This window comes from Pseudoalteromonas sp. BSi20311 (assembly GCF_000239875.1).
Lineage (GTDB): Bacteria > Pseudomonadota > Gammaproteobacteria > Enterobacterales > Alteromonadaceae > Pseudoalteromonas.
In genome coordinates, this window is sequence record NZ_BADU01000060.1 from 62707 (window position 1) to 85589 (window position 22883).

Here is a 22883-nt window from a genome sequence, read left to right on the forward strand (position 1 = left end):
CTGTTTAAATCGTTACTAAAACGCAATTTTACTACTCAATATTAATCACTTTATCAGTTAATAAAGTACAGTAACAACACCCGCGTTTAAGCAGTTACTGTAAACCCCCGTTACGGTTTGGTTAAAAATACCGCTTGAGGAATAGGGGTTTAAAGTGAATATTTCACCACCTAGGGGTTAAATATTAATAATTTACAGTACATGTTTGGGCGTTGCTTTGTTGGCAGTAATGAAAGTCTAAAAAATAAAACGCTTCAGCAGGCTTTATATTATGCTTAATTACGTCATACATTAACTGCGCACTGAGTCGCCCCATTTCATATGGATTTTGACCAACGTTTGATGAAGATAGCCCTTTGCTAAGCGCGTCTAATTGTATTTTTTCGGTATCTGCTGAAACAATAACAAGTTCTTTTGAATCAAGTTTATGTTTGTAGGGTGTCATCAAGTTTATATACTCAGTATTAAACTGTGCAAAACCAGCAACAAACGCAGGAGGCCTGTCCATCTTAGTAAGGCTTTTTACTTGCTCTAACGAGGCACCCCTTTTTCCTAAACTATAAAGAGGGCAGCGGTTATACTCGCTCCAGCCATTTTCACCCGACAGGCGCTGACTACTTTGCCCAGAAAGCGCAAACCTAACACCTGCGATTCTTTTATTTAAGTTTGGTGCAGTAGGATGACCAGATTGAATACAAATACGCTTATTTTCTTCACTTACTAAATTCTTTAATTGATTGCCTAACGCCACACCAAAGTCAAAATTATCAGTACCAACGTAAGCCAGCCTGTACTGGTGATCTTTTGCTAATAAGTCTGAGTCAAAAGTAATAACAGGAATGTTTTTTTCAAATAAATCTTTAAGGGCTCTCTCTACCAAATAATCAGAATCTGATATTGAAACTAATAAACCATCAATCCCACTTTTCATCATGTCATTAATAATTAAAGCTTGGGTTCGAATATCTTGATAATCATCAGGCCCATCATATTTACAGGTAACGTCAGGCTGCGACTTTGCAAACTCGGTACACCCTTTGTGCGCCTGAATGTAAAAGCTATCGTTTTTAGTTTTTCCTACTATGCCAATGACAAATTGAGCATTTGCAAAAAATGGCAAACACAGCAGCACAAAAAATAATGAAAACGATATTTTAGGTTTGTAAATAGAACAAGAGCTGCAAATAAACTTGGGTTTAATAAAAAACAACGACCAGTATCCTTAATTAAAACGGCATCAACTATAAATTGATATATCAGAATAGCACTTCAAAAAAATATAGCTACCCCATTGAATATAAAGTAAAAAATAAGACTTAACTGCAGTGCTTTTATACTAGGCGATGGTAATAGTAATTTTTTGCTAAACAAACAGCTTTGCATTCACTAGAGTGCTGTAAACCCCCGTTACGGTTTGGTTAAAAATACCGCATTGTAAGATGGTATTTGATCAAGTAATTAATAAACAGTCCTTTGAAATCCGAGACACACTCTTTGTTTTAGAATGGGTAGAAGGGCTATTGAGTTTATAAGTGCAATTTAGAAATTTAACTAAGTAATAGCTAAAAGTAGAGGGTTACTGGTTTACCTTATTGCTTTAGACTTTACCTAGTAGTCAAAATAAGGATAACAGAGCAGTCAATAAATTTGACGCTGAAGTCAAAGTTTAACCACTTTATAGACTCTAGTTTTTTTTGGGTTTGATTTTATTAATTAATAAAGTAAGAAAGTCCTACAAATTTTGTTCATGTGTTAATATTTAAAAAAAACAAGAATTGAGAAACATAATGTCAGCAACCGCTAGCTTAAATGACTTCAAGTTATTGAATATCAAATGCAAGAAGTACTTCGAACTCTACTCAAAAGGTGCAATTTTTCTAACGCCTCCAAAAACAGACAAGTTGAAAGAACGCTTTGGTTTTTATCTTTTTATGCTTGAAAACTTATGTGATGAAAAAGATCTAGACCGTATCAGTGATATTATTACAGATACTGAGTATAACGCCCATCTGACAAATGAACGCCACAATGATCAAGGTATTGATGCTCTTTATATCAATGAAGAAAACAAAGAGATAATGCTATTTAACTTTAAGTTTAGAGAGACGTTCAAGCTTGGCCAAATGCAAAGTGAAAATGATGCTTTTGTATCAACCAAGCTTGTTAACTGTATTCTAAATGGTAATTCAGAGGGACTGAAAGGAAAGCTTAAAAACTTGGTTGACGATGCAATAGAAAAACTAAACTCAAACGATGTATGGAAAATATCTCTATACATGATAAGCAATGAACCGATCTCAATCAATATAGATGAAACATCCATAGAACAATTGAAAGATTTTTATGACATGGAAGTTACATCTGTCTGCTTACCACATATAAAAACTATGATGTCTCTCAGGCCTAAGCCAATTGTAGCGGAACTTATAATAGATAATGATGCTTTGATGTCTTATTCTGAAAACTCTATCTCTACATCTAAATCTTATATAATAAGACTTAATGCAGCTGATATCATTCGTATAACCTGTAAGAACCCCGATTTGCGTAACAACTACAACTGTGAAAGAGTCGAGCTTTTGGCAAAAGAGCGAATTGACTATGGAGTTTTATTCGATAACGTACGTGGCTTTGTTCAAAAGTCTAAATACAATGAAGCCATAGCTAAATCTCTCAGAGAAGAACCAAGTAAGTTTTTCATGTATAACAATGGTATGACAATTGTTACAAAAGATATTAAAGCAGAGCCAGTTAATGGTAACAAAAAAATTAGGATAACAATTAATGACTTCCAAGTCCTAAATGGTGGTCAAACATTAAGAACGTTACATAATTTCAATGCACTGAATGAATCAAATATTACTGATTACTTATCAAAGAGTGAAGTATTGGTAAGAATTTTTAATGCATCAAATAGCGATGCTGTCAACAAAATTGCTGAGTATACCAATAGTCAAAATTCTATTTCAAATGTAGACTTAAAGTCTTTAAGCACACTCCAAATACAATTGGAACAATTACTAGACGAGCACAATATCATATATTCTCGAAAGAATGGTGATACTGGTATGAACGACCAGAAAGAATACCGATATAAGATAAGTATGGAGCAATTCGGCCAAATTTTATTTGCAATTCAAGGTAGTCCTGAAAAATCTTCTAATCAAAAACAACATATTTTTGGTAAGTATTATGATGAAATTTTTTCAGAAAAAAACTTTAATATCTCAGAGGCACCATCCATCATTGAAAGCTATTTTGAAATAAAGAAATCTTATGATTCAGCAACAGAAACACTACAGAAAATAGAACAAAAAGTATTTTATATATTGTATATGAATAATGTTTGTCCTGATCTTGATTATCAGCAATGTATAGATGAACTTGAGCGCATTCTGGCATTATTTGAACCAACTAAAACAACTCTGACAGATGCGCGTAAGATGATACAAGTTCGTTTTAAAGATTTTTTAAATAATGAACTTCAAATAGCTAGGTAATTATTTTATAGCTCACTATTTAAACTAGCGAGTAAACCGGAATCATCTTGACTATATTAGTCACTTTTAAGAGACCGAAAATGGCACTTTTACCAAATGTGTCGATTTGAATAGGTTAAAATTAAAACCCCGAAGTAATAAATGTTACAAATTTGCTCGATACCATTATTAACCGATGTTTTGGTGTGCTAAAAACAAAAGTGAACAGAATAAAACAGTCATATTTACTCAAAAATTTGCTCACTCCACATGATGAGCGCTATGTTTATTAAAAGGAAATTTAGGATGTTAAACAAAAAATCGATTCTACTGATCTCATGTATATTAACTCTAAGTGGTTGTAGTTCTATTGGACCAATGCAAACTGTGATGGGACCAATGAATACACCAGCCTTCGAGCCTGTAATTTTAGAAACGATAAAGGATAACTCAGAAAAAGTTCACTTTAAGGAATGGACAACTATGTATGAAAATAAAGAGCTACAGCAATGGGGTGTTTTCTTTATTACAGATAATGGTGCCTACATGGCTGAATGGGATGTTAGAGGGTATGAATATAATCTAAGATATAAACTTCCCATCAAAGAACTTAATACCGTTACAGATGATATGGTAGTGCGGGATATGTGGGCAGATTCAAACCTACTAGTCCTTAAAGATAAAAGTGGTCATGAAGTTGGTTTTGCTTTAAACGGAAAAAATGCAGCACGTGCTATCCTCAAGGAGATCAGCGCTAAGTGATATAACAAGAGCCTAAACAAAAAAGATGCAGAAACTTAAGCTTGTGTTTTCTCGTAGCTAATTTTAGTCACAGGTTAGGCAAGCGTTGTATGTCCGCCTATGGCACTTTCCACGCAATCAATAATACCTAGCGGCTCGGTTAAATTTATTTAATTACGCTAGGTTTGTTGCACTCAACCCAACCAATATTCAACAAACTTAAAACCTTTTTCCTGATACCTTTCACCCTTAACCTGTATTCTAGCTGTAAACCCCCCTTACATTTTGATTAAAAAAGCCACACCTCAACATGTGTTAAGGTGTGGCTTTTTACAGCAGCTATAACTAAAAATTAAGCGACATTTGCTGCTAATAGTTCGTTACGTACTAACTCTGCGCCTTTGCTTAGGGCGTTAAGTTTGCCCTTTGCGATATCGCGGGGTAGGGGTGCCATACCGCAGTTGGTGCAGGGGTAGAGTTTGTCGGCATCTACGTATTTAAGCGCTTCGCGTAGGGTTTTAGCCACTTCTTCAGGGGTTTCTATAGTATTGGTGGCTACATCGATTGCGCCTACCATTATTTTTTTACCGCGTACCAGTTCTAGTAGCTCTATGGGTACATGTGAGTTTTGGCATTCGAGCGAAATAATATCAATATTCGATTTTTGCAGCTTAGGGAATACTTCTTCGTATTGTCGCCACTCGGTGCCAAGGGTTTTCTTCCAATCGGTGTTGGCTTTAATGCCGTAGCCGTAGCAAATATGCACGGCAGTTTCGCATTTTAACCCTTCTATGGCTCGCTCAAGGCAGGCTATGCCCCAGTCGTTTACCTCGTCAAAAAACACGTTAAAAGCGGGTTCATCAAATTGAATTATATCGACCCCTGCGGCTTCTAGCTCTTTGGCTTCTTGGTTGAGTATTTTAGCAAATTCCCACGCTAGTTTTTCACGGCTTTTATAGTGATCGTCATACAGGGTGTCGATCATGGTCATTGGCCCTGGCAGTGCCCATTTAATTGGTTGGCTGGTTTGCTGGCGTAAAAACTTGGCGTCTTCAACAAATACCGATTTAGTACGAGACACAGGGCCAACCACTGTGGGTACGCTGGCGTCGTAACGGTCGCGAATTTTAACTGTTTTACGGTTTTCAAAATCAACGCCATTTAAGTGTTCAATAAAGGTGGTTACAAAGTGCTGACGGGTTTGCTCGCCGTCGCTGACTATATCTACGCCTGCAGTTTGTTGCTCGTGCAGGGAAATACGTAGGGCGTCGTGTTTGCCATCTACCAGCTCACTGCCTTGTAATTTCCACGGTGACCATAAGGTTTCGGGCTCAGCAAGCCATGACGGTTTTGGCAAGCTGCCTGCTGATGATGTGGGTAATAGTTTTTTCATAATAAATGCTGCCTTTAATTTTGTTGTGTGATTAAGCGATACTTGCCGAGAACTGCTGCAGCACTGACTGATAAGGCTTAATAAAATGCTGCTCGGTGAATTTGCCTTGCTCAACCGCTAATTGACCTCGTTCTGCGCGGTCATACACAATTTGCGTTAACGAATGGTCGTCATTTTTTAAATTCGGTTTATAACGACTACCTGCGGCGGCATTAGCGTTATAAATTTCTGGACGATAAATTTTTTGAAACGTTTCCATGGTGCTAATAGTGCTAATTAGTTCAAGGTTGCTGTAGTCGTTAAGTAGGTCACCAAAAAAGTAAAACGCTAACGGTGCAACGCTGTTTGGTGGCATAAAGTAGCGCACTTGTAAGCCCATTTTTTTAAAGTATTGCTCTGTTAACGACGACTCATTAGGCTGATACTCTACGCCCAAGATAGGGTGTAGATTTTCGGTTTGCTGATAGGTTTTGTTATCAGACACGCTTAAACAAATAACCGGTGGCTTTTTAAAGTGCTGTTTATAGGTATTTGAGTTTACAAAGCATTTAAACAACTTGCCGTGTAAGTCACCAAAGTTATCGGGAATGCTAAATTGCGGTTTGCTTTTGTTATGCTCAAGCAATAACACGCTAAAGTCGTAGTCGCGCACATACGATGAAAAGTTATTACCCACCATGCCTTCTATTCGCTCGTTGGTTTGGCGGTCAATAATATTGGTTTTTAATACCTCAATTGACGGAAATGCCTGGCCACTGCTAGTAATATCTAAATCAACCGAAATGATCTCGAGCTCAATCTCGTAACGATCCCCTTGTGGGTTATCCCAACTGGCCAGTGCATTAAAACGATTGTTGATCATTTTTAGGGTATTACGCAGGTTTTGTTGGCGGCTTTCACCCCTAGCTAAATTAGCGAAATTGGTCGTAATTCGTGTGTTATTTGACGGATGGTAGTTTTCATCCAAGTTAGTGCTTTTAATAGTAAATGTAAGATCAGTGCTCATAGCCGTATCCTTTCAATTTGAGTTGTTACTGCTTTTATGAATGACACATTACTCGCTGTTAAAACCAAACTAACGGGATAACTGTAATGGTGCTTTGCAGAGTTAATAAATTTATACGCGCTATGTAGCATGAAGAAAAACGGTATTATTTCAGGTAAAACATGAGCCAGATTCATTCTTTAACAAAGTTGAATGGGTAAATTCAGCTAATTACCTATGACCCTCTCACAAAAACCGCTTTAGAAATCTAGATTTCTAGATGTTTTCACGGGTGTTGTGATTTATTCATACAAAACGTGAGTATTATTCAATACTTATAAGTACTTAAAATGCCATTTGCATAAACGGTTGTTGATATACTCGAATAAACCTTGGTGAGCTTAGCTGTTTGATTAAACGTTTTTTACACGCAACTCACCGCCACAGAGCATAACAACCCCTAACATAAGAAGAGACAAAAGGAATGAGTGATTTAATAGTGTTAATTATATACTGCGCCATATTAGGTAGCGGTGTTGGTTTTTTAGCAGGCTTATTAGGAATAGGGGGCGGGCTGGTTATTGTACCCATACTCAGCATGATATTACTGCACTTTAATGCTTTGCCACCTGAACAAGTAGTGGTAGTTGCCATTGCGACCTCGCTGGCCTCTATTTTATTTACCTCGACCTCGTCGGCTATTGCGCATCATAAAAATGGCAATGTACCCTGGGATATTGCGCCTTGGGTGATGGCAGGCGTTGCCTTTGGTGCGCTTATTAGTGGCTTTTTGGCTGCGCTGTTACCTGAGCATGTGGTGCGTTTAGTATTTGCTGTAAGCGTGGTGCTAATTGCACTAAAAATGATTTTTTCAGGTAAGAATGACTCAGCAATAGCGCGCCCGTTACCAAACAAAGGGTTGCTAAGCGTTTATACGACCATAACCGGTGGCTTGTCTGCCATGATTGGCATTGGCGGCGGGGCAGTATTAGTGCCGCTACTAACGTTTTTTTCTGTTGATATGAAAAAAGCCATAGGCTGCGCCTCGGCCTCAGGCATTGTGATAGCACTGTTTGGTTCAATGGGTTATATCAGCTCAGGCAGCCAGTTATTTAGCCTAAAAGAAGGATTTGCAGGCTTTGTATATTTGCCCGCTTTATTGGGTATTGTATGCACCTCATGGTTTACTGCGCCGCTCGGTGCTAAAGCTACACACTACTTACCGGTTTCAACCATAAAGAAAATATTTGCCGGCTTATTAATAATAATGGCAATCAATATGTTTACTCGATAAGAGCATTTATATGAGCCTTAAAAAGACGCGGCATAAAGCCGCTGCTACCGTATTAGCTACTAGTAGCAGCGGGTTCACCCCGCGTCGAGGTTAAATAATAGCTTTTAGCCCCCGCAACCCGCCCCCCGACGCCCGTTAACCTTAAGGCGATTAACTAAAACCTACGTCATTTGAGCGTGCTTTATAAATTCATCATAAATACTGTCTTTAATGAGCCTGTCGGGCGTAAAGGCATAATAATGCTGATAAACATTATCGATTGTACCAATGTAATTTACGCCGTAATGGCGCTCTACTTCGGCTCTTACCAAAATAGGCGCAGGGAATATGCCAAACCCTTGCTCACCTAACGACTTCATTAATGCGCTGTCGTCAACATGGCCAGCTATTGTCATTTCAATCTGTTGCTCTTGCAGCCAATAATAAATAGCCCGCGCGACGGGGCTTTCTTTTGCGGGGAGCACTAGAGGCTTATTGTTTAAAGACTGCGGAAACTGCTTATGTAACTGCGAATGCCATGTTTCGTTACCAAAAAGAGCGATTTGGCTTTTACCTATTTCATGACAAAACGCCTTAAATGGCAAAGTAGTATCGAGTGGTTTATCGGCTAACACTAAGTCGAGCTTATGAATCGCCATTTGTGCAAGCAGCTCATCTTGTTGGCCGTCAATACAGTGTAAGTTTGTAATACGGTCGTTATTAATTAAAGGCGCTAGCCACTTCGACACCAGTGATTTGGGTAACACGTCTGAAATACCCACCTTTAACGTTCGTGAATATTGCGTGGTATCACCTTGCGTGGTTTCTAGCCATTCGTGAGCAATAGCAAACATATCATTAGTGTACTGCTGAGTTACTTGGCCAAACTCCGTTAACTGTAGGCCTCGCCCTTGGCGAACAAACAGTGGTTTTCCTAATCGTTGCTCTAAGTTAGTAATTTGCGAGCTGACCGTTTGCGGCGTTAAATTAAGTATTTTACTCGCCGCTGCAATACTGCCGTGCTTACTTACCTGCCAAAAATAATATAAGTGATTGTAGTTAATGTTGGTAATCATTCGAAAATACCTGTTTTAAAGTAAGAAATAATCAGCTTTTTCCTTTGCCACTAAGTTAGTAGATTACAGTCATGCCTGCAACATAGTTACTATTAAAAGGTGTAATTGCATGAAGCTAAAACTTACAGTTAAAAACAAGATAATTAACGCAAGTGAAAAGATGTCGCTTTTGAAGTTGATAAAAAGCCAATTGGCAAAACATGCTTTAAATATTCGTAAAGTAGAGATTCAAATAAATGATCTTTCGAGTGAGCGCCACGGCACTTTGCAGCAATGCAAAATTAATATTCTTTTGCCTGGGCTACCCAGTATTAATGTAAATACAAAAGGAAGAAGTATGCTGCAAGCGATAAAGCGGGCACTTAAAAGTTTGCAGCACATTCTCGTTAATAAGTATCAACCTTCGCAACCAAGCTCTTAATATCGCACTTGCAGTAGCAAGGATGCTACTTTTTTTATACGACTCTAATTCCAAGCCATGTTTAGTATTAAAAGATTCAATTATTGCCATTGAGCAGTATTTCCTTGTTGGGTTTCGTTGCACTCTAACCAACTTACCGTAACTAAAATTCTTTGACCTTGTTCCTTTAACCTTTGACCTCAATTGTAAACCCCGCACTATTTTGATTAAAAAGAGAGTGAAATTTTCAATTACCTAAATTCATAGTTTATTGTGAATTTATTAGGTTCATGTTTATTAATTTAATAATTCACAAAATACTGTGAATTTACCCTTTACTGAGTTAACTTTCGCTATAATTCACAAAATATTGTGAATTATTAGCTTTTTTGTACTTTTTTAACTATTATTCACAAAACACTGTGAATTTTGGATTAGTAATGGAAGTCACGATAAAGTCAGCAAAACAATTAGGTAAATTGGCAAGCATTGTGAGGAAAAGTCAAAAGCTTGACCAAAAAAACTGCGGGAGATTTCTCCGGCATTAGCATTAATACAGTGAGTGATTTTGAAAATGGCACCGGCTCTTTATCAATTGGCCGCGCGTTTGATTTAATGGAAGCTTTAGGCTTAGAAGTAAAAATAGACGTGGTGATACCTCAACATGATGAAAAGGCTAAAAATAAATTACTAATGCAAATCCAGAACATGGTGGCTGAGCATGAATAATAGATCACTTGATGTTTATGCCGGCAAACAGCTCATGGGCCAGTTACAAGATAGTAATGGTTTTTGGTCATTTAAATACGATCAAGATTGGCTTAACTCAGCTAATAAATTTGCAATAACTCCCAGCATTCCATTACAAGATCAAATCATTCTTGATTCTGGTACTACGCGGCCTGTGCAGCAGTTTTTTGATAATTTACTGCCAGAAGAAAATGCACGTGAGTTATTGGCAAAAGAAGTGAAAGTGGATCACGAGGATTCATTTGCTCTACTTACTGCATCCGGCATTGAGTCTGCTGGTGCTTTAACGCTATTACCAGAGCATGTCGATTTTCCAAGCCCTAGTGCAATACCGTTACCTTTTGCCGAGCTATCTAGGCGAATTAAAAACTTACCCAGAGCACCTTTAAATATCCGCCAAAGTAGCCGTATGTCACTTGCTGGCGCGCAGCATAAAATGCTAGTTATTAAGCTCGGCGATGAATTATTTGAAGGAAATGAAGGCACACCTTCAACTCATATACTTAAACCAGATCATTCTGAGCCAGACCAATATTGGCAAACGACATGCAATGAATGGTTTATGATGAAACTAGCCAAGCGCCTAGGAATAGATGTACCCAATGTGCAGCTCATTTATACACCCGAGCCAGCCTATTTGGTTGAGCGCTTTGACCGTGTAGGAAGTTATCCTGATCAAGAGCGCAAGCATATTATAGATAGTTGCCAATTATTAAGTTATAGCAGACACTCCAAATATTATGCATCTACGGTTGAAACATACCAAAAAATACTCAATAACGTACGGCCTAAAGCGGCAACGGCCATCAAGTTATATCAATGGGTGATTTATAATTTATTAGTCGGGAATGGGGATGCGCATTTAAAAAATATTAGCTTTTATTACGAAAACGGATCTGCGCAAATAACACCGTTTTATGATTTATTAAGCACCATTATTTATGTTCCAGAAGGTGGTAACCCTCTAGAAGAAGCCTTATCCGTTCCTATCAATGATAAAAAACGTTTTTGTGATGTTACTAAAGCAGATGTAATCGCTTTTGCAAAAGAGCTCGGTATTCCAAACTCTGCCGCAGTAAAGCAACTAAGTTATTTTGTAGATAATATAGAGAGTGAATTTAGCAACTTATACCAAGAAGTTGTAAATATGCCATCTGCGGATGTACGCGCAGCGGAATTAAGAATGTTAAGACAAGTGCAGTTTTTAGTAGTTAAAGAAATGGTTGGGCGGCTGAGTTAAAACAAGGAAATGAGGATTAATAAAAGTTCCTCATGAACACAACGTTTTAGCCTGTTTCGATAAATAACTTTTCATTCAGTATGGACTTCCTATAGTTAGTGTTGGGTGCTGTTGTACTTCAAACAAAACCTTTGACCCCCCCGTTAAATTTTGATTAAAAAAGAGAGTTAAATTTCAGCCCCTAAATCCATAAAACTTAGATAAAAAAGTAACTCAAAGTCGTAACAAAGCACTAAATTTGGGTTTTGATTAATAAGCAAGTGTCTACCTAATGCCAAACAGATTTATTTACTCGAGAAAATTGAGGTGGATAGAAGATACTGTTAAGGTACTTTGAAATAATAAAAAATGCCTAACTAACGGCTAAAACCTCCTCCACCTCATAGGACGTTATCTGCTTAATTAAAGTGTTGATGTTCAAGTTTAACTAATGAAGCAAAAATGGAAAATTTCACCAAACTATTAGCAGTTACACTTTATATATTTTCTTTGTCTGGCTGTACTTCAATTGGCAGTTACGCCATGTCAAACCCCGGTATCTATCTTTCTGAAGCACAGTTTATAAAAGCAAAACCTAGCGACATTGGCTTTGAAAAACAAAAATTTTGCTCTTTTAGTACCACTCAATGCATTACATATCTGACTGCTGAACCTTATCAAGCAGCCGAATTTTCGCAAGAGAGTTCTGTTTATTACAACCTTCATGCAACTGGTAATAATGTAGAAAATACAATTTCACACAGAATGACACCAGATACATTTAATCGTTTTAAAGGCACTGCTTTATTACTTCATGGCTATGGGGGCAGTAAAGAAGCAATGATGGCCTCAGCTATCTATTTTAGAGCGATTGGTATGAACGTTATTATTCCAGATCTTTTTGGCCATGGTGAATCAACTGAAGCATTTGTATTTGCAGCAAAAGAGCACGGCATTTTAAATGAACTGCTTGCTGAATCACTTTTAAATCAAACAAATAACCAGACTGTTGTAGTCGGCCATTCTATGGGAGCACTTACTGCAAGTAACTTATTATCATCAGAATATGTTGACGCTGCTATTTTACTTGCCCCAATGATGAGTTTTGACGTTGCAGCTAAGGAGTACTTACCTTATAAATCGCCTTTGCTTAGTCATTTTTTTCATAGCGAGATTGATAATATTGTTAACCAGGCAATGTTTGAGGCAGGAGTAACCATTCAAGAAACAAATTTATTGCCTAAATTAACTGAGACTAAAAAGCCTGTATTGTTAATTAACTCAGATGTTGACTCTCTATCCCCCCCGGCTTACTTTTCATCTATACAAAATGAGTTAGTAAAAAAAATAACTTTTAATGCTCGCTCTCATTCAAGTTTAATGGTGTTTGATCGTGATGATGTTATCGAAATTGAAAAATGGCTAATAACATGGTGAGCCTTCGCTATTTTAGATGACATTGAGTGTATAAGTCATTTTTTATTATTGTCGGGTTTCGTTGCACTCTATCCAACTTACGCTTTGTAAACCCCCATTACACTTTGATTAAAAAAGCCGCATACTAATAATTAGTGTGCGGCTTTAGTATTTTACTTTTAAAGCGATTACTTGGTTAGTAAGTGCTTTTCAAAAAAGTCAGCCATCATAGTATGGTAATGCAAAGTGGTGCCTTTGCCTTCGCGTAAGCTGTGTGAGCGGTTAGGGTATGAGAAAAACTCAAAATGTTTGTTATGCTTAACGAGTTCGTCAATTAAGCGTTCTGAGCCTTGGTAATGCACGTTATCATCGCCTGTGCCGTGAATAAGTAATAGCTTACCGGTTAGGTTTTTAGCAAAGGTAATCGGCGAGGTGTTATCGTAACTCTCAGGATCGGTGTTTGGGTTGCCCGCATAACGCTCTTGATAAATGGTGTCGTACAAACGAATGTCTGGCACGGGTGCTGAGGCAATGCCTACTTTAAATTTATCACCATGGCGGAACAGTAAGTTAAGGGTTGAGCTACCGCCGCCTGAATGACCCCACACGCCAACGCGGTCAGTGTCTATTACATCCCAACGTTTAGCCATAGCATCTAGGGCGTCTACTTGGTCTTGCACTGTGATAGAACCAATTTTTTTATAGATTGATTTACGCCAATCGCGGCCTTTTGGTGCACGTGTACCACGGTTATCAACCGATGCCACAATAAAGCCTTTTTGCGTTAACAGTGATTTATACAGGTAACTGTTGCCTTCCCAGCGGTCTTGCACGGTTGAGCCCCATGGTTCGCCGTATACGTAAAATACAATTGGGTATTTTTTACTTTTATCCATGTTCTCTGGGAACATAATGTAGCCGTCAAGCTCGGTGCGATCTTGCGCATTTACTTTAAAAAACTCATGGTTTGGTAAGCTTTGCTCAGCAAGCTTTTGTTTAAGCTTTGTATTTTCAACTAAGGTTTTTACATTACTATGATCGCTCACTTTAATGATCTCTTTAGTCGGTGGCGTACCAAATTTTGAGTAAGTATGCATTGCCCATGAGGCATCTTTTGACATGTAGTAGCTGTTTGATCCCTCAAACTCAGCAGGTGTTACCCGTACCGGTTTGCTGCTGCCATCAAGCGGTGTGCTGTATAAATAACGCTGACCAGGATCGTTTGGCGAGGCAATAAAATACATCACGTTTTTATCTTCATTGATGCTCAGCATATCAATAATGTCGTAATCGCCAGGGGTTAGGTCGATAATAGTCTTGCCATCGCGCGATACACGATAAAGATGACGCCAACCGTCGCGTTCGCTATGCCAAATAAAAAACTCGCCGTCTTTTGACCAGTTGGCTTTATAAAACCATTCTATAAACGCATCGTCTTTGTCTTCTAAAATTTTAGTCAGTTGCTGCTTTTGCCAATCAAACAACCACACTTTGTTATGGCTTTGTGGGCGATTTAAATCTTGAATCATTAATTCATTACCAGTGCCTGCCCAGCTAATACGCGGAATGTAACGGTCGCGGTTATCGCCTTCAAGCTCAGCCCAACGGGTTTGTTTATCATCAAGGCTTACCACACCAACACGCACGGCAGAGTTGGTTTCACCCGCTTTAGGATAAGGGAATTCTTTAAGGGTAGGGTACAGTTCGTCAGTGTTGTTGATCATAGTGAAAAATTTAACGTCACTGGTATCAAGCTGCCAATAGGCGATTGATTTGTTGTCGGGGCTCCAACGAAAACCATCGGCAATAGTAAACTCTTCTTCGTATACCCAATCAAAATTACCGTTAACTATGGTGGCGCTACCATCGGTTGTAAGCGCGGTTACATCGTTACTACCAACCGCTTGCATATAAATATTGTTATCGCGTACGTAAGCTACTTTTGAGCTATCTGGCGAGAACTTAGCAAACATTAACTTAGTTGGCTCAACACCCAAGCCACCTAATTGCTGTAACTGGTTAGTCTCAAGGTTAAGTAACCAAAAATCCCCGCGGCTGCGAGAGCGCCAAACTTGCTTACTGTTGGTAAATACCATCAGCCATTTACCGTCTTTTGACCACTGATAGCTTTCGATTGCAAATGGCTCGTCTGCGCCCTCTGGCAGTAGCTTTTCAAACTCAACCAGTACTTTACGGCCTGTGCCGTCAGCATTGTAAAATACAATGTCGTTGCCTTTTACGCCGTGCTCTTTTTCGTCATCGGCGTTGTTATCGTCTGCTTTTTCTTTTTCGCTTTCGCGCTCTTCAAGCACAGTGTAGCCGGTACCATCGTCTAGCCACTTAAAGTAAGTGCTTCGCTGGGTTTTAAACTCTTTATCTTTATAAATTTGCGCTAGGCTTAATGGATTATTCACGGTACTCATCGCTGCATTATTGTTGGTTGTTATGCTGGTACTTGAACATGCTTGCAAGCCTAAGCCTGCAACAATGGCCAGTGCCAAGCCCGATGTTTTGATCAGATTCATTGTTATTGTTCCTAGTCTTCGGTTAGAGCGCATTCTAGATTAAGGCGCTTATTACATTTACTGTAACAAAATAGCACGCTAAATATCAGCACCTTTATCGAAGCTAAGAACGATTTAAACCCAAACCTAATAGCAGTTGTGTTATCGCCACAAATACATACTGGCTCGCTTATTGGCAATATTTAATTCAAATACCTCAGTACTTGAACACATAGCAGCGCCATAGCATACATGTAGCGGTAACAAGTGCTCTTCTCTGGGGTGATTAAAGCGTGCAGCTGGAGCTTGCTGCCATGCTAATAATTGCTGTTCACGCTGCTGCTCGGTTAATGTTTGATCTGCGATTGTGCTTACCAGCCAATTTTCAAATGCCTGATTTTGCTGATTAACATCGCTTGATTGGGTAACACCAAAAGCGCGCATATTATGGAAGGTAAAGCCTGAGCCTATAATTAATAAGTTCTCGTAATCAATACTTTGCAGCGCTTTACCAATTTCAACATGCAACAGCGGATCAAGACTTGGATGCAAAGATATTTGCACACAGGGAATATCGGCCTCTGGGTACATAATTTTTAACGGCACAAACATACCGTGATCGTAGCCACGCTGTGGATCGAGTTTTGAGTCAATATTACGTGTTGCGAACACTTGCTGTACTAAATTAGCAAGTTGCGGCTGGCCAGCACAAGGGTAAGTTAATTGATACGCCTGCTTAGGAAAACCATAGTAATCGTAAATAAGCGGCGGTGAAGAGTGCGCCGTTATACTAATTGGTTGAGCTTCCCAATGTGCGCTGACCATTAAGATAGCAGAAGGCTTTGGGATTTTAGCGGCAACCTGTTCTAAGCAGGCTCGCATTTCTGCATGGTTGGCATCACCTAGTAATGGCATTGGGCCGCCACCATGTGAAATGAAAAAAACGGTTGGGCGTTGCATGTGGTTAACCCTAAAGGACAGATATTATTATAGTGCCTGCGCCGTTAGTAAATAACTAGCCACATAAACGCACAACCTCAGTGCGCAAATATTATGTGCGGTGTTTATTCATCAAGCTCTAAGTGAGCGCGTTCAACGCTTTCTTGAGGTAACTCTTTTTGCACCGATACACCTAGCTCCTTAAATTCTGAGGCTTGTTTAATTAAGTTACCTTTACCCCGGTATAACTGAGAAAATGCTTTATCGTAGGTTTCTTTGGCTTTATCGAGCTGTTTACCCACGCCTTCCATACTGGTTAAAAAACCGTTGAGCTTACTGTAAAAACGCTCAGCACGATTAGCCAGCTCTTTTGAATATTTAGTTTGCTCTTCAAAGCGCCATAACTGCTTAACAATATTTAAACTGGTTAGCAGGGTAGTAGGGGTAGCAACCAAAATGTTTTTTTCGATTGCTTGCTGGTAAATGTCGCTTTGGTATTTGAGTGCTTCTACAAAGGCGGATTCTATGGGTACAAACATCACAACAACTTCCGGTGAGTTTATTCCTGGTAAACGGTCATACGACTTACTAGCTAGCTCATTAATACGGGCAGTTACGGCATTTACATGCTCTTTAATCGCTTGTTGAGACTCAAGCTCTGTTTCGGCATTTACATAACGGGTATAGGCATTTAACGATGTTTTTGCATCAATCACTAAGTGTCGACCTTGAGGTAAATACACCACAACATCAGGGCGCAAACGGCCGTCTTCGGTATTAAACGACACTTCTCGCTTGTAATCGGTGCCAGCGCGCAGGCCTGCGCTATCAAGCACGTTTTCAAGCATGAGTTCGCCCCAATTACCTTGGGTTTTCTTTTGCCCTTGTAAGGCATTGCTTAGCTTATCGGCCTGCTCGGTAATTGCTTGGCTTTTGGCTTGTAAATGTAATAGCTCGGTTTTAAGTGCAGCACGTTGTTGTAAGTCTTCAACGTGAATAGACTCCATTTTATCTCTAAAGCCTTTTAGCTCACCTTGAACCGGCTTAAGTAACTGCTCTATGCTTTCTTGATTGAGGGTTTTAAATTTTTGCGACTTTTCTTCTAATATTTGGTTAGCTAAATTTTCAAATTCTTTTTTAAGCGTTTCTTTACTTTGCTCTATGTGAGCGAGTTGTTCACTAAAATGTTGCTGCTTTTGCTCAAGGGTAGTGCGTATATTATTAAGCTCTACATCGCGCAGATTGTATTGCTCGCGCAGGGCGGTTAGCTCGGCTTCGGCTTTACGCCAATATTGATTATAAAGTTGGCTTTGCTTTTCTTGTTCAGTTAAACGGGTTTTAAAATGCTGAGACTGATCCCGCTGCTCTTGATGTGTAAGTCCTAATAAATCGTGCTCTTCAACCAATGCGGCATATTGGCTTTGTGTTTGCTCATGCTGGCTTTGTAATAACATTAACTGTTGTTGTTGCTCATTTACTTGGCGCTTTATTTTTTTGCTTAATTGCATTGATACAACACCACAAATAGCCATGCCTGTTATAGCGCCAGCACTTACACTTAACCAATCTAAATGGGATAAAAACGAAGTAAACATAAAATAAACTTTTAAAATTTAGTGACATGCCATCATAACGAATAACGCTCTTTAGCAGTAGGGGTAACGCACTAAATTAAGCGCATAAAAAAAGCCAGCTATTAAAGCTGGCTCAATATTACTTAAGCAGTAATCAAACAGGGAAATCAACATGAAACTTGTATAACAACACATCACTACAAGCATAATAGTAGACGCGTCCTGATTAAATTAGTTCAAAATAATTTTTAAAAAAGTTGAATTTAGAGCATAAAAAAAGCCAGCTAATAAAGCTGGCTCAATATTACTAATTTAGTAATCAAACAGGGAAATCAACATGAAACTTGTATAACAACATATCAACTACAAGCATATTAATAGACCCAGCTATTATTGATTAGTTCAAAAATATTTTAAAATAAAATAGTTTAAAATATTCAGGCAAAAAAAAGCCAGCGTTGAACTGGCTGGCTTAATCATTACTATGTCTAGTAACTACTATATGGGATATCAACATGAAAACTTGGAGAAACTGCAATTTAACCAAGCTGTATTAATAGACGCCCACAATTCAAATAAGTTCAAAAAATTATTGTTAATTTTTAACTTTTAATTAAAGACAACATTTGTTGTTCATCGAACTGGGTAAAACTCATTGATTTTTCGGTAAATAATGCATCAACTAGAGCTTGTTTATCTTGCTGCATTTGAAACACCTTTTGTTCAATAGAGTTAGCCATAATCAATTTATACACAAATACCGGATTAGTTTGGCCAATACGATAAGCACGATCGGTGGCTTGCTTTTCAACGGCTGGATTCCACCACGGATCAAAATGAATAACGGTATCGGCTTGGGTTAAATTAAGCCCCGTACCGCCAGCTTTTAAGCTAATTAAAAATACCGATGTAGTGCCACTAGTGAACTCGTCTATCACTTTATCGCGATGACGTGTTTGCCCAGTTAACATGCTAAATTTAATATTAAGTGTATTTAAGCGCTCGGCAATTAAATCAAGCGCAGAGGTAAACTGGCTAAATATAATCACTTTACGACCAAGGCTAAGCATTAAAGGTAAATGGCTTGATAACCATTCTAACTTAGCACTGGCTGCGTCGGTTTCTGGCTCAATCAGCTTAGGATGACAACAAATTTGGCGAAGTTTTAATAGTGCCTCTAAAAAAGCGAGTTTACTTTTTTGTACGCCTTGTTCGGCAAATAAATCAATGAGTTTTTCTTCAAGCGCGTGAGTTATGCCTTGGTACATGTCTTTTTGTTTAGGCTCAAATTCAAACTCTTTAACAAGCTCCGTTTTTTGCGGCAGCTCTTGAGCAACTTGGGCTTTAGTCCGGCGCAAAATAAACGGCATAATTAACGCTTTTAGTTGCTCTGCACGTTCAATGTTACTTTCGCGTTCAATAGGCCCTTGAAAGTGCTGCTTAAAGTGCGCCTGTGAACCTAATAACGAAGGCATGGCAAAATCAAGTAACGACTTTAATTCAAATAAATTGTTTTCAATCGGGGTACCACTTAGGCAAAGCTTAAAGTCGGCATTTAAACGTTTAACTAACCGCGACACTTGTGCCGTATCGTTTTTAATATACTGGGCTTCATCCAGAATGATGTTTTCAAAATACAGTGGCGAATAATAAGCAATGTCACGTTTTAATAACGGATAGGTGGTTAATATACACTGTGCCTGCGCCAAGTGTTGCAATGAATCATTACGGTGCGCACCAAAAATAGTGGTCACTTTTAAGCTTTTAGCAAACTTGTTAATTTCGTTTTTCCAATTACTTACTAAGCTTGTTGGACATACAATAAGTGTAGGCCCCGCTTGCGGAGTATTATAAGAACTGGCTAAATAGGCAATCACCTGCAAGGTTTTACCCAAGCCCATATCGTCCGCTAAAATACCACCTAACTGATTACGCTTTAAAAAGTTAAGCCAAGCCACGCCTTCTTGTTGGTATTCTCTTAGTACCACAGAATCGTGTAAGCCATGAATGGCAATATTGGGCGATAACAGCGAATCGTTATTTAGTTCATCAAGGTAACGCTCTAGTGACGGGTCGTGTAACTCTACATTAATGGCTGTGTGCTGAACTAATTCAGGTAAGTATGAAAGCGGAATATTAAATTCGTCGCGCGTTTTAATAAACTCAAATCGCAATTTAAATTCAATTAATAAATTAAACGCGGCTTTATCTATAACTCCAAATTGACGACCAATAGGGTAATAATAAAACAATTCACTTTGACGATTTAACGATTCATAAAGTTTATTATTTACATTAAATAAGGTGGCCACTTTGGTGTCGTTTAGCACTACTTTGCTATGCATTTGATGCCCAGCGGCTCTGTTTACATGCAGAGAGATTTTGCTTTTAGCATCGGCAACATTCACCTTACTCATTGATACTTGCCAGCTACGTTGCTTAAAGCTTGGTAACACCTCATGCGCTAACCAGTGTAAATGAATAGCCGATTCCTGACTAAAAATAAACTCGCTGTGTAAACCCCCTTTACAAAAATCAAAGCCCAAATTAACCAGCTCATTAGTAACGGTGTTTTCGAATGCACTATTTATAAGTTTTTCAGGCGCCGTACCTGCTAAGTAATTTTTATTTTTATACTTAAACGATAACGAAATAGCCATTACTGAGCCCGACATGCTGACTTTAAGTATGGCATTACTCAACGACTTAACAGGCGTGCTTGGTGTATTAGTCGGGTGGGGAATAACACCTACACCAAAGTTATCAGCAAGCTGCTTATAAATTCGGTCAAAGTTTGTATCGTGCAGCGCCGGTATAGTTTGTAAGTGCGCAATTTCATCAGCACTGAGGGGCGTGCGAATACGGCCTAACTTATATTTATCTAAATCTAAATAGATAGGTGGTGTGGTTTTAATTAACGCCCAATTAGGAATTTGATCAAGATGAATTTTTAACTGGGTGACTTCTTTTTGTTTTTCCCAAACAAAATTTAGCGGTAAGCCAGGTTGTGCTTTTATAGGTACTCGCGAACGCTGTAAAAATAATCGTTCTGTGCCTAGTAATTGCTGTAGCGCGTTAAAACCCCATTGTCCTTTAAGCTCAATATTACCCACCGCATTTTGCGAGCGGATCCAGCTATATAATCTAAAGTCACTTTCTAGTAGGTCGCTAGGAGTTACAAAGCTATTAAGCTGTTGTTCGGTTAAATTGCGACCTAGTGCATAGTTATTATTTTTATCGTAGTTGGCAATTTTAGGTGTTAAAAATACTTTGTTGTTTTCTATGTCTAATACAAACAGTAACACTTGCGATGGTTGAGCTTGATCGGTGTTTTTAAGCGCACTGAGTTCGCTAAACCAATCATTTATAAAATAGTCTTCGCCGTATTCACCTGAATGCTCAATTTTTAGTTTTAACAAAATTGCAGCCAAATGGCGGCATTTAGTTTTCACATTACAGGTACAGTGGGTATCGACCGAATAACCAGTTGGTAATTTGCTGATCTCAATTCGTTGGTTAAAGGCGATGCCCTTATCACCTTGTACCGTAGAATCTACCACAGAAAAATCGGCATTATGTTCTAACCAGGTGATTTGACCATTCTTGTAGTAAGACTTTCCTTTGGCTAACACCGTGGGTTTAAACAATTTTTTTATGAATCGCTCAGAAAGAGGAAACTGGGTAGCCTGCTCATTTTTAATTTCTTCAAAAATAGCCATTAAATCATTTTTTGATAAGTTAGCAGACATGTTACTCAAAGTATTAAAATTTAAAAACAATTTTTCCAGTATATGCCTTATCAGCGCTGAGCTAAAGCAATATTATTTTTAAAATAGACTGGTTGGATCTGATTGGTTAGTAAAAAAATGGTTTATAGCGACTGTTTAATTTTGCCCACTAAAAAAGCACATTTAAATTACAAAATAAAAACAATCAATTAACTTTATAAGGGGGATTTAGTGAGGAATAGATCAGGTTTTTACTAACAAGGTAGTAAATTAATCAACTAGAACAGATTTAGTTAGTAAAAATACGATCTTTGGTGGTTTATCGGGCTTTATTTGCTTTTTTATGGCTTGATAGATCAGGTTTTTACTAACTAATTAAAGGGGCTAGATCACGATTTAACTAACCTAGCCCCTTTACAGATCACGATATTACTAACTAATTAAAGGCACTTAATAGTTTAGTAAGTTGCTCTAAGCGCTTGTCTGTCATCACTTTATTATTAATTTTTATTGAAACGTCACCACTTTTAAGGTTGCGTTGCACACTAATAAAGTCGTTTTCAAGCACAGCCTCACGCTTTAATGCTGTTTTAGGCTCTGCGGTTAAATATTTAGTGATCAACATAGCGCGCTTGTCGTCGGCTTCTAAGGCGTTAACTTCATCATTGCTGGCAAGTGCAACAACTAACTCGTTAAATGCAGCCTCGTCTCGCTCCTTTGCGTTAATCAGCTTTTTAGCGACTTCTCTCCCTACATGATTAGCAGTTGGGTAAAGGGCTATAACATCGGCAGATATTTGCTCATACGCTTTGATAGCATCAGCAATCGCGGTGTGCGATACCCCTTCAATAACGGCAATTTCGCGGTACGAACCTTTTTTGCCTTGTTGAATGAGCTCATCTCGAGTTTGCTGATACGCTTGGCCTAACTCCCATAGACTAGGGGCAATGTATTGATCGGAAGAAACCGCTAACACTTTGGCATCTTGATCAGTAAAATCACTAGAACTCAAAACAAGATAGTCTGCACCAGCCAAAATACAGGCTTTACGACGTCTTGAACCTGCAAGAACGAGGCTCATATCACCTTGATCCCAAAGTAGGGCAGGGTGCTGATTGCGACCATCTTCTTTAATTGCAGGAAGTATATCGGATACCGACTTTTCGTTTAAAAGCGCTTGTACACGGCGATTTTTGCCATAAACCTGAGTCGATTTTTCAATCTCGTTATGTGCAATCACTTTACACACTAAGGTGATTTCGCGGTTAGGATCGCTTGGAGCAGGCATACGAATAACATCGCCAGCATTGGCTTGCTCTAAAAGAGCGTCTAAGCTGCTACTGCCAACAGCGGTTGCAAAGGGATCTAAGCGGGTGTCATTTTTACGTTTTTTAGCCATTTTTAGT

General features: G+C 38.6%; 16 protein-coding genes. 7 read left to right on the forward strand and 9 right to left on the reverse strand.

Translation table 11 applies throughout. From position 1 onward, the window contains the following. Positions 1-184 precede the first annotated feature (184 nt). Entirely contained in the window at positions 185-1210 is a 1026-nt protein-coding gene (locus P20311_RS06245; RefSeq protein ID WP_008110812.1) for a substrate-binding domain-containing protein, read from the reverse strand. A gap of 577 nt (positions 1211-1787) precedes the next feature. On the opposite strand from P20311_RS06245, the gene P20311_RS06250 reads away from it, so the two are divergent. Both P20311_RS06250 and P20311_RS06255 read left to right on the forward strand, forming a co-directional pair. After that, positions 1788-3500 carry an AIPR family protein gene (locus tag P20311_RS06250; RefSeq protein WP_008110814.1) on the forward strand — a complete coding sequence of 571 codons (1713 nt, stop codon included), beginning with the start codon at positions 1788-1790 and terminating at the stop codon, positions 3498-3500. A 285-nt stretch (positions 3501-3785) separates the two neighbouring features. Then, a complete protein-coding gene (locus P20311_RS06255; protein WP_036984909.1) occupies positions 3786-4241 on the forward strand; it encodes a hypothetical protein in 456 nt (151 codons plus the stop codon). A 331-nt stretch (positions 4242-4572) separates the two neighbouring features. On the opposite strand, the gene P20311_RS06260 is transcribed toward P20311_RS06255, so the two are convergent. Together P20311_RS06260 and P20311_RS06265 are read right to left on the reverse strand one after the other, a co-directional pair. After that, complete coding sequence (locus tag P20311_RS06260) at positions 4573-5613, reverse strand: methionine synthase (protein WP_008110816.1); 1041 nt, start codon at positions 5611-5613, stop codon at positions 4573-4575. Positions 5614-5644: 31 nt separating this feature from the next. Next, positions 5645-6619, reverse strand: coding sequence for a DUF1852 domain-containing protein (locus P20311_RS06265; protein ID WP_008110817.1), 975 nt, complete (start codon positions 6617-6619; stop codon positions 5645-5647). A 463-nt stretch (positions 6620-7082) separates the two neighbouring features. Between P20311_RS06265 and P20311_RS06270 the strand changes: the two genes are divergently transcribed. Next, entirely contained in the window at positions 7083-7892 is an 810-nt protein-coding gene (locus tag P20311_RS06270; RefSeq protein WP_008110819.1) for a sulfite exporter TauE/SafE family protein, read from the forward strand. Positions 7893-8053: 161 nt separating this feature from the next. Here P20311_RS06270 and nhaR read toward each other — a convergent pair whose 3' ends face one another. Then, entirely contained in the window at positions 8054-8947 is an 894-nt protein-coding gene (gene nhaR, locus P20311_RS06275) for a transcriptional activator NhaR (RefSeq protein ID WP_008110821.1), read from the reverse strand. Between the two features lie 109 nt (positions 8948-9056). Here nhaR and P20311_RS06280 point away from each other — a divergent pair, with 109 nt between their 5' ends. The 4 genes from P20311_RS06280 (at position 9057) to P20311_RS06295 (ending at position 12753) form a co-directional block, all read left to right on the forward strand. After that, a complete protein-coding gene (locus tag P20311_RS06280; RefSeq protein ID WP_008110823.1) occupies positions 9057-9368 on the forward strand; it encodes a hypothetical protein in 312 nt (103 codons plus the stop codon). 489 nt (positions 9369-9857) lie between these two features. Beyond that, positions 9858-10076, forward strand: a complete 219-nt coding sequence (locus P20311_RS06285; protein WP_008110824.1) for a helix-turn-helix transcriptional regulator — start codon at positions 9858-9860, stop codon at positions 10074-10076. Further along, positions 10069-11337: a HipA domain-containing protein gene (locus tag P20311_RS06290; RefSeq protein WP_008110825.1), complete on the forward strand. Its 1269-nt coding sequence runs from the start codon at positions 10069-10071 to the stop codon at positions 11335-11337. Before P20311_RS06285 ends, P20311_RS06290 begins: the two co-directional genes overlap by 8 nt. A 441-nt stretch (positions 11338-11778) precedes the next feature. Continuing rightward, complete coding sequence (locus tag P20311_RS06295; protein WP_008110826.1) at positions 11779-12753, forward strand: carboxylesterase; 975 nt, start codon at positions 11779-11781, stop codon at positions 12751-12753. Between the two features lie 167 nt (positions 12754-12920). Here the strand turns inward: P20311_RS06295 and P20311_RS06300 are convergent, their stop codons facing one another. From P20311_RS06300 to P20311_RS06320, 5 genes are all read right to left on the reverse strand, one after another. Then, entirely contained in the window at positions 12921-15257 is a 2337-nt protein-coding gene (locus P20311_RS06300) for a S9 family peptidase (protein ID WP_008110827.1), read from the reverse strand. 141 nt (positions 15258-15398) lie between these two features. Further along, positions 15399-16196, reverse strand: coding sequence for a class III extradiol ring-cleavage dioxygenase (locus P20311_RS06305; RefSeq protein ID WP_008110828.1), 798 nt, complete (start codon positions 16194-16196; stop codon positions 15399-15401). 104 nt (positions 16197-16300) lie between these two features. Further along, complete coding sequence (gene rmuC, locus P20311_RS06310; RefSeq protein WP_008110829.1) at positions 16301-17770, reverse strand: DNA recombination protein RmuC; 1470 nt, start codon at positions 17768-17770, stop codon at positions 16301-16303. Between the two features lie 581 nt (positions 17771-18351). After that, a complete protein-coding gene (locus P20311_RS06315) occupies positions 18352-21498 on the reverse strand; it encodes a DEAD/DEAH box helicase (protein WP_008110832.1) in 3147 nt (1048 codons plus the stop codon). Positions 21499-21913: 415 nt separating this feature from the next. Continuing rightward, entirely contained in the window at positions 21914-22876 is a 963-nt protein-coding gene (locus tag P20311_RS06320) for a ParB N-terminal domain-containing protein (protein WP_008110833.1), read from the reverse strand. Positions 22877-22883 lie beyond the last annotated feature (7 nt).

Excerpts from the sequence above, each read along its gene's own strand:
- P20311_RS06295 (WP_008110826.1), top strand. The coding sequence starts at position 11,779 with ATGGAAAATTTCACCAAACTATTAGCAGTTACACTTTATATATTTTCT.
- P20311_RS06300 (WP_008110827.1), bottom strand. The coding sequence starts at position 15,257 with ATGAATCTGATCAAAACATCGGGCTTGGCACTGGCCATTGTTGCAGGC.
- P20311_RS06255 (WP_036984909.1), top strand. The coding sequence starts at position 3,786 with ATGTTAAACAAAAAATCGATTCTACTGATCTCATGTATATTAACTCTA.
- P20311_RS06290 (WP_008110825.1), top strand. The coding sequence starts at position 10,069 with ATGAATAATAGATCACTTGATGTTTATGCCGGCAAACAGCTCATGGGC.
- rmuC (WP_008110829.1), bottom strand. The coding sequence starts at position 17,770 with ATGTTTACTTCGTTTTTATCCCATTTAGATTGGTTAAGTGTAAGTGCT.
- P20311_RS06280 (WP_008110823.1), top strand. The coding sequence starts at position 9,057 with ATGAAGCTAAAACTTACAGTTAAAAACAAGATAATTAACGCAAGTGAA.
- P20311_RS06315 (WP_008110832.1), bottom strand. The coding sequence starts at position 21,498 with ATGTCTGCTAACTTATCAAAAAATGATTTAATGGCTATTTTTGAAGAA.
- P20311_RS06320 (WP_008110833.1), bottom strand. The coding sequence starts at position 22,876 with ATGGCTAAAAAACGTAAAAATGACACCCGCTTAGATCCCTTTGCAACC.
- P20311_RS06250 (WP_008110814.1), top strand. The coding sequence starts at position 1,788 with ATGTCAGCAACCGCTAGCTTAAATGACTTCAAGTTATTGAATATCAAA.
- nhaR (WP_008110821.1), bottom strand. The coding sequence starts at position 8,947 with ATGATTACCAACATTAACTACAATCACTTATATTATTTTTGGCAGGTA.
- P20311_RS06305 (WP_008110828.1), bottom strand. The coding sequence starts at position 16,196 with ATGCAACGCCCAACCGTTTTTTTCATTTCACATGGTGGCGGCCCAATG.
- P20311_RS06270 (WP_008110819.1), top strand. The coding sequence starts at position 7,083 with ATGAGTGATTTAATAGTGTTAATTATATACTGCGCCATATTAGGTAGC.
- P20311_RS06265 (WP_008110817.1), bottom strand. The coding sequence starts at position 6,619 with ATGAGCACTGATCTTACATTTACTATTAAAAGCACTAACTTGGATGAA.
- P20311_RS06260 (WP_008110816.1), bottom strand. The coding sequence starts at position 5,613 with ATGAAAAAACTATTACCCACATCATCAGCAGGCAGCTTGCCAAAACCG.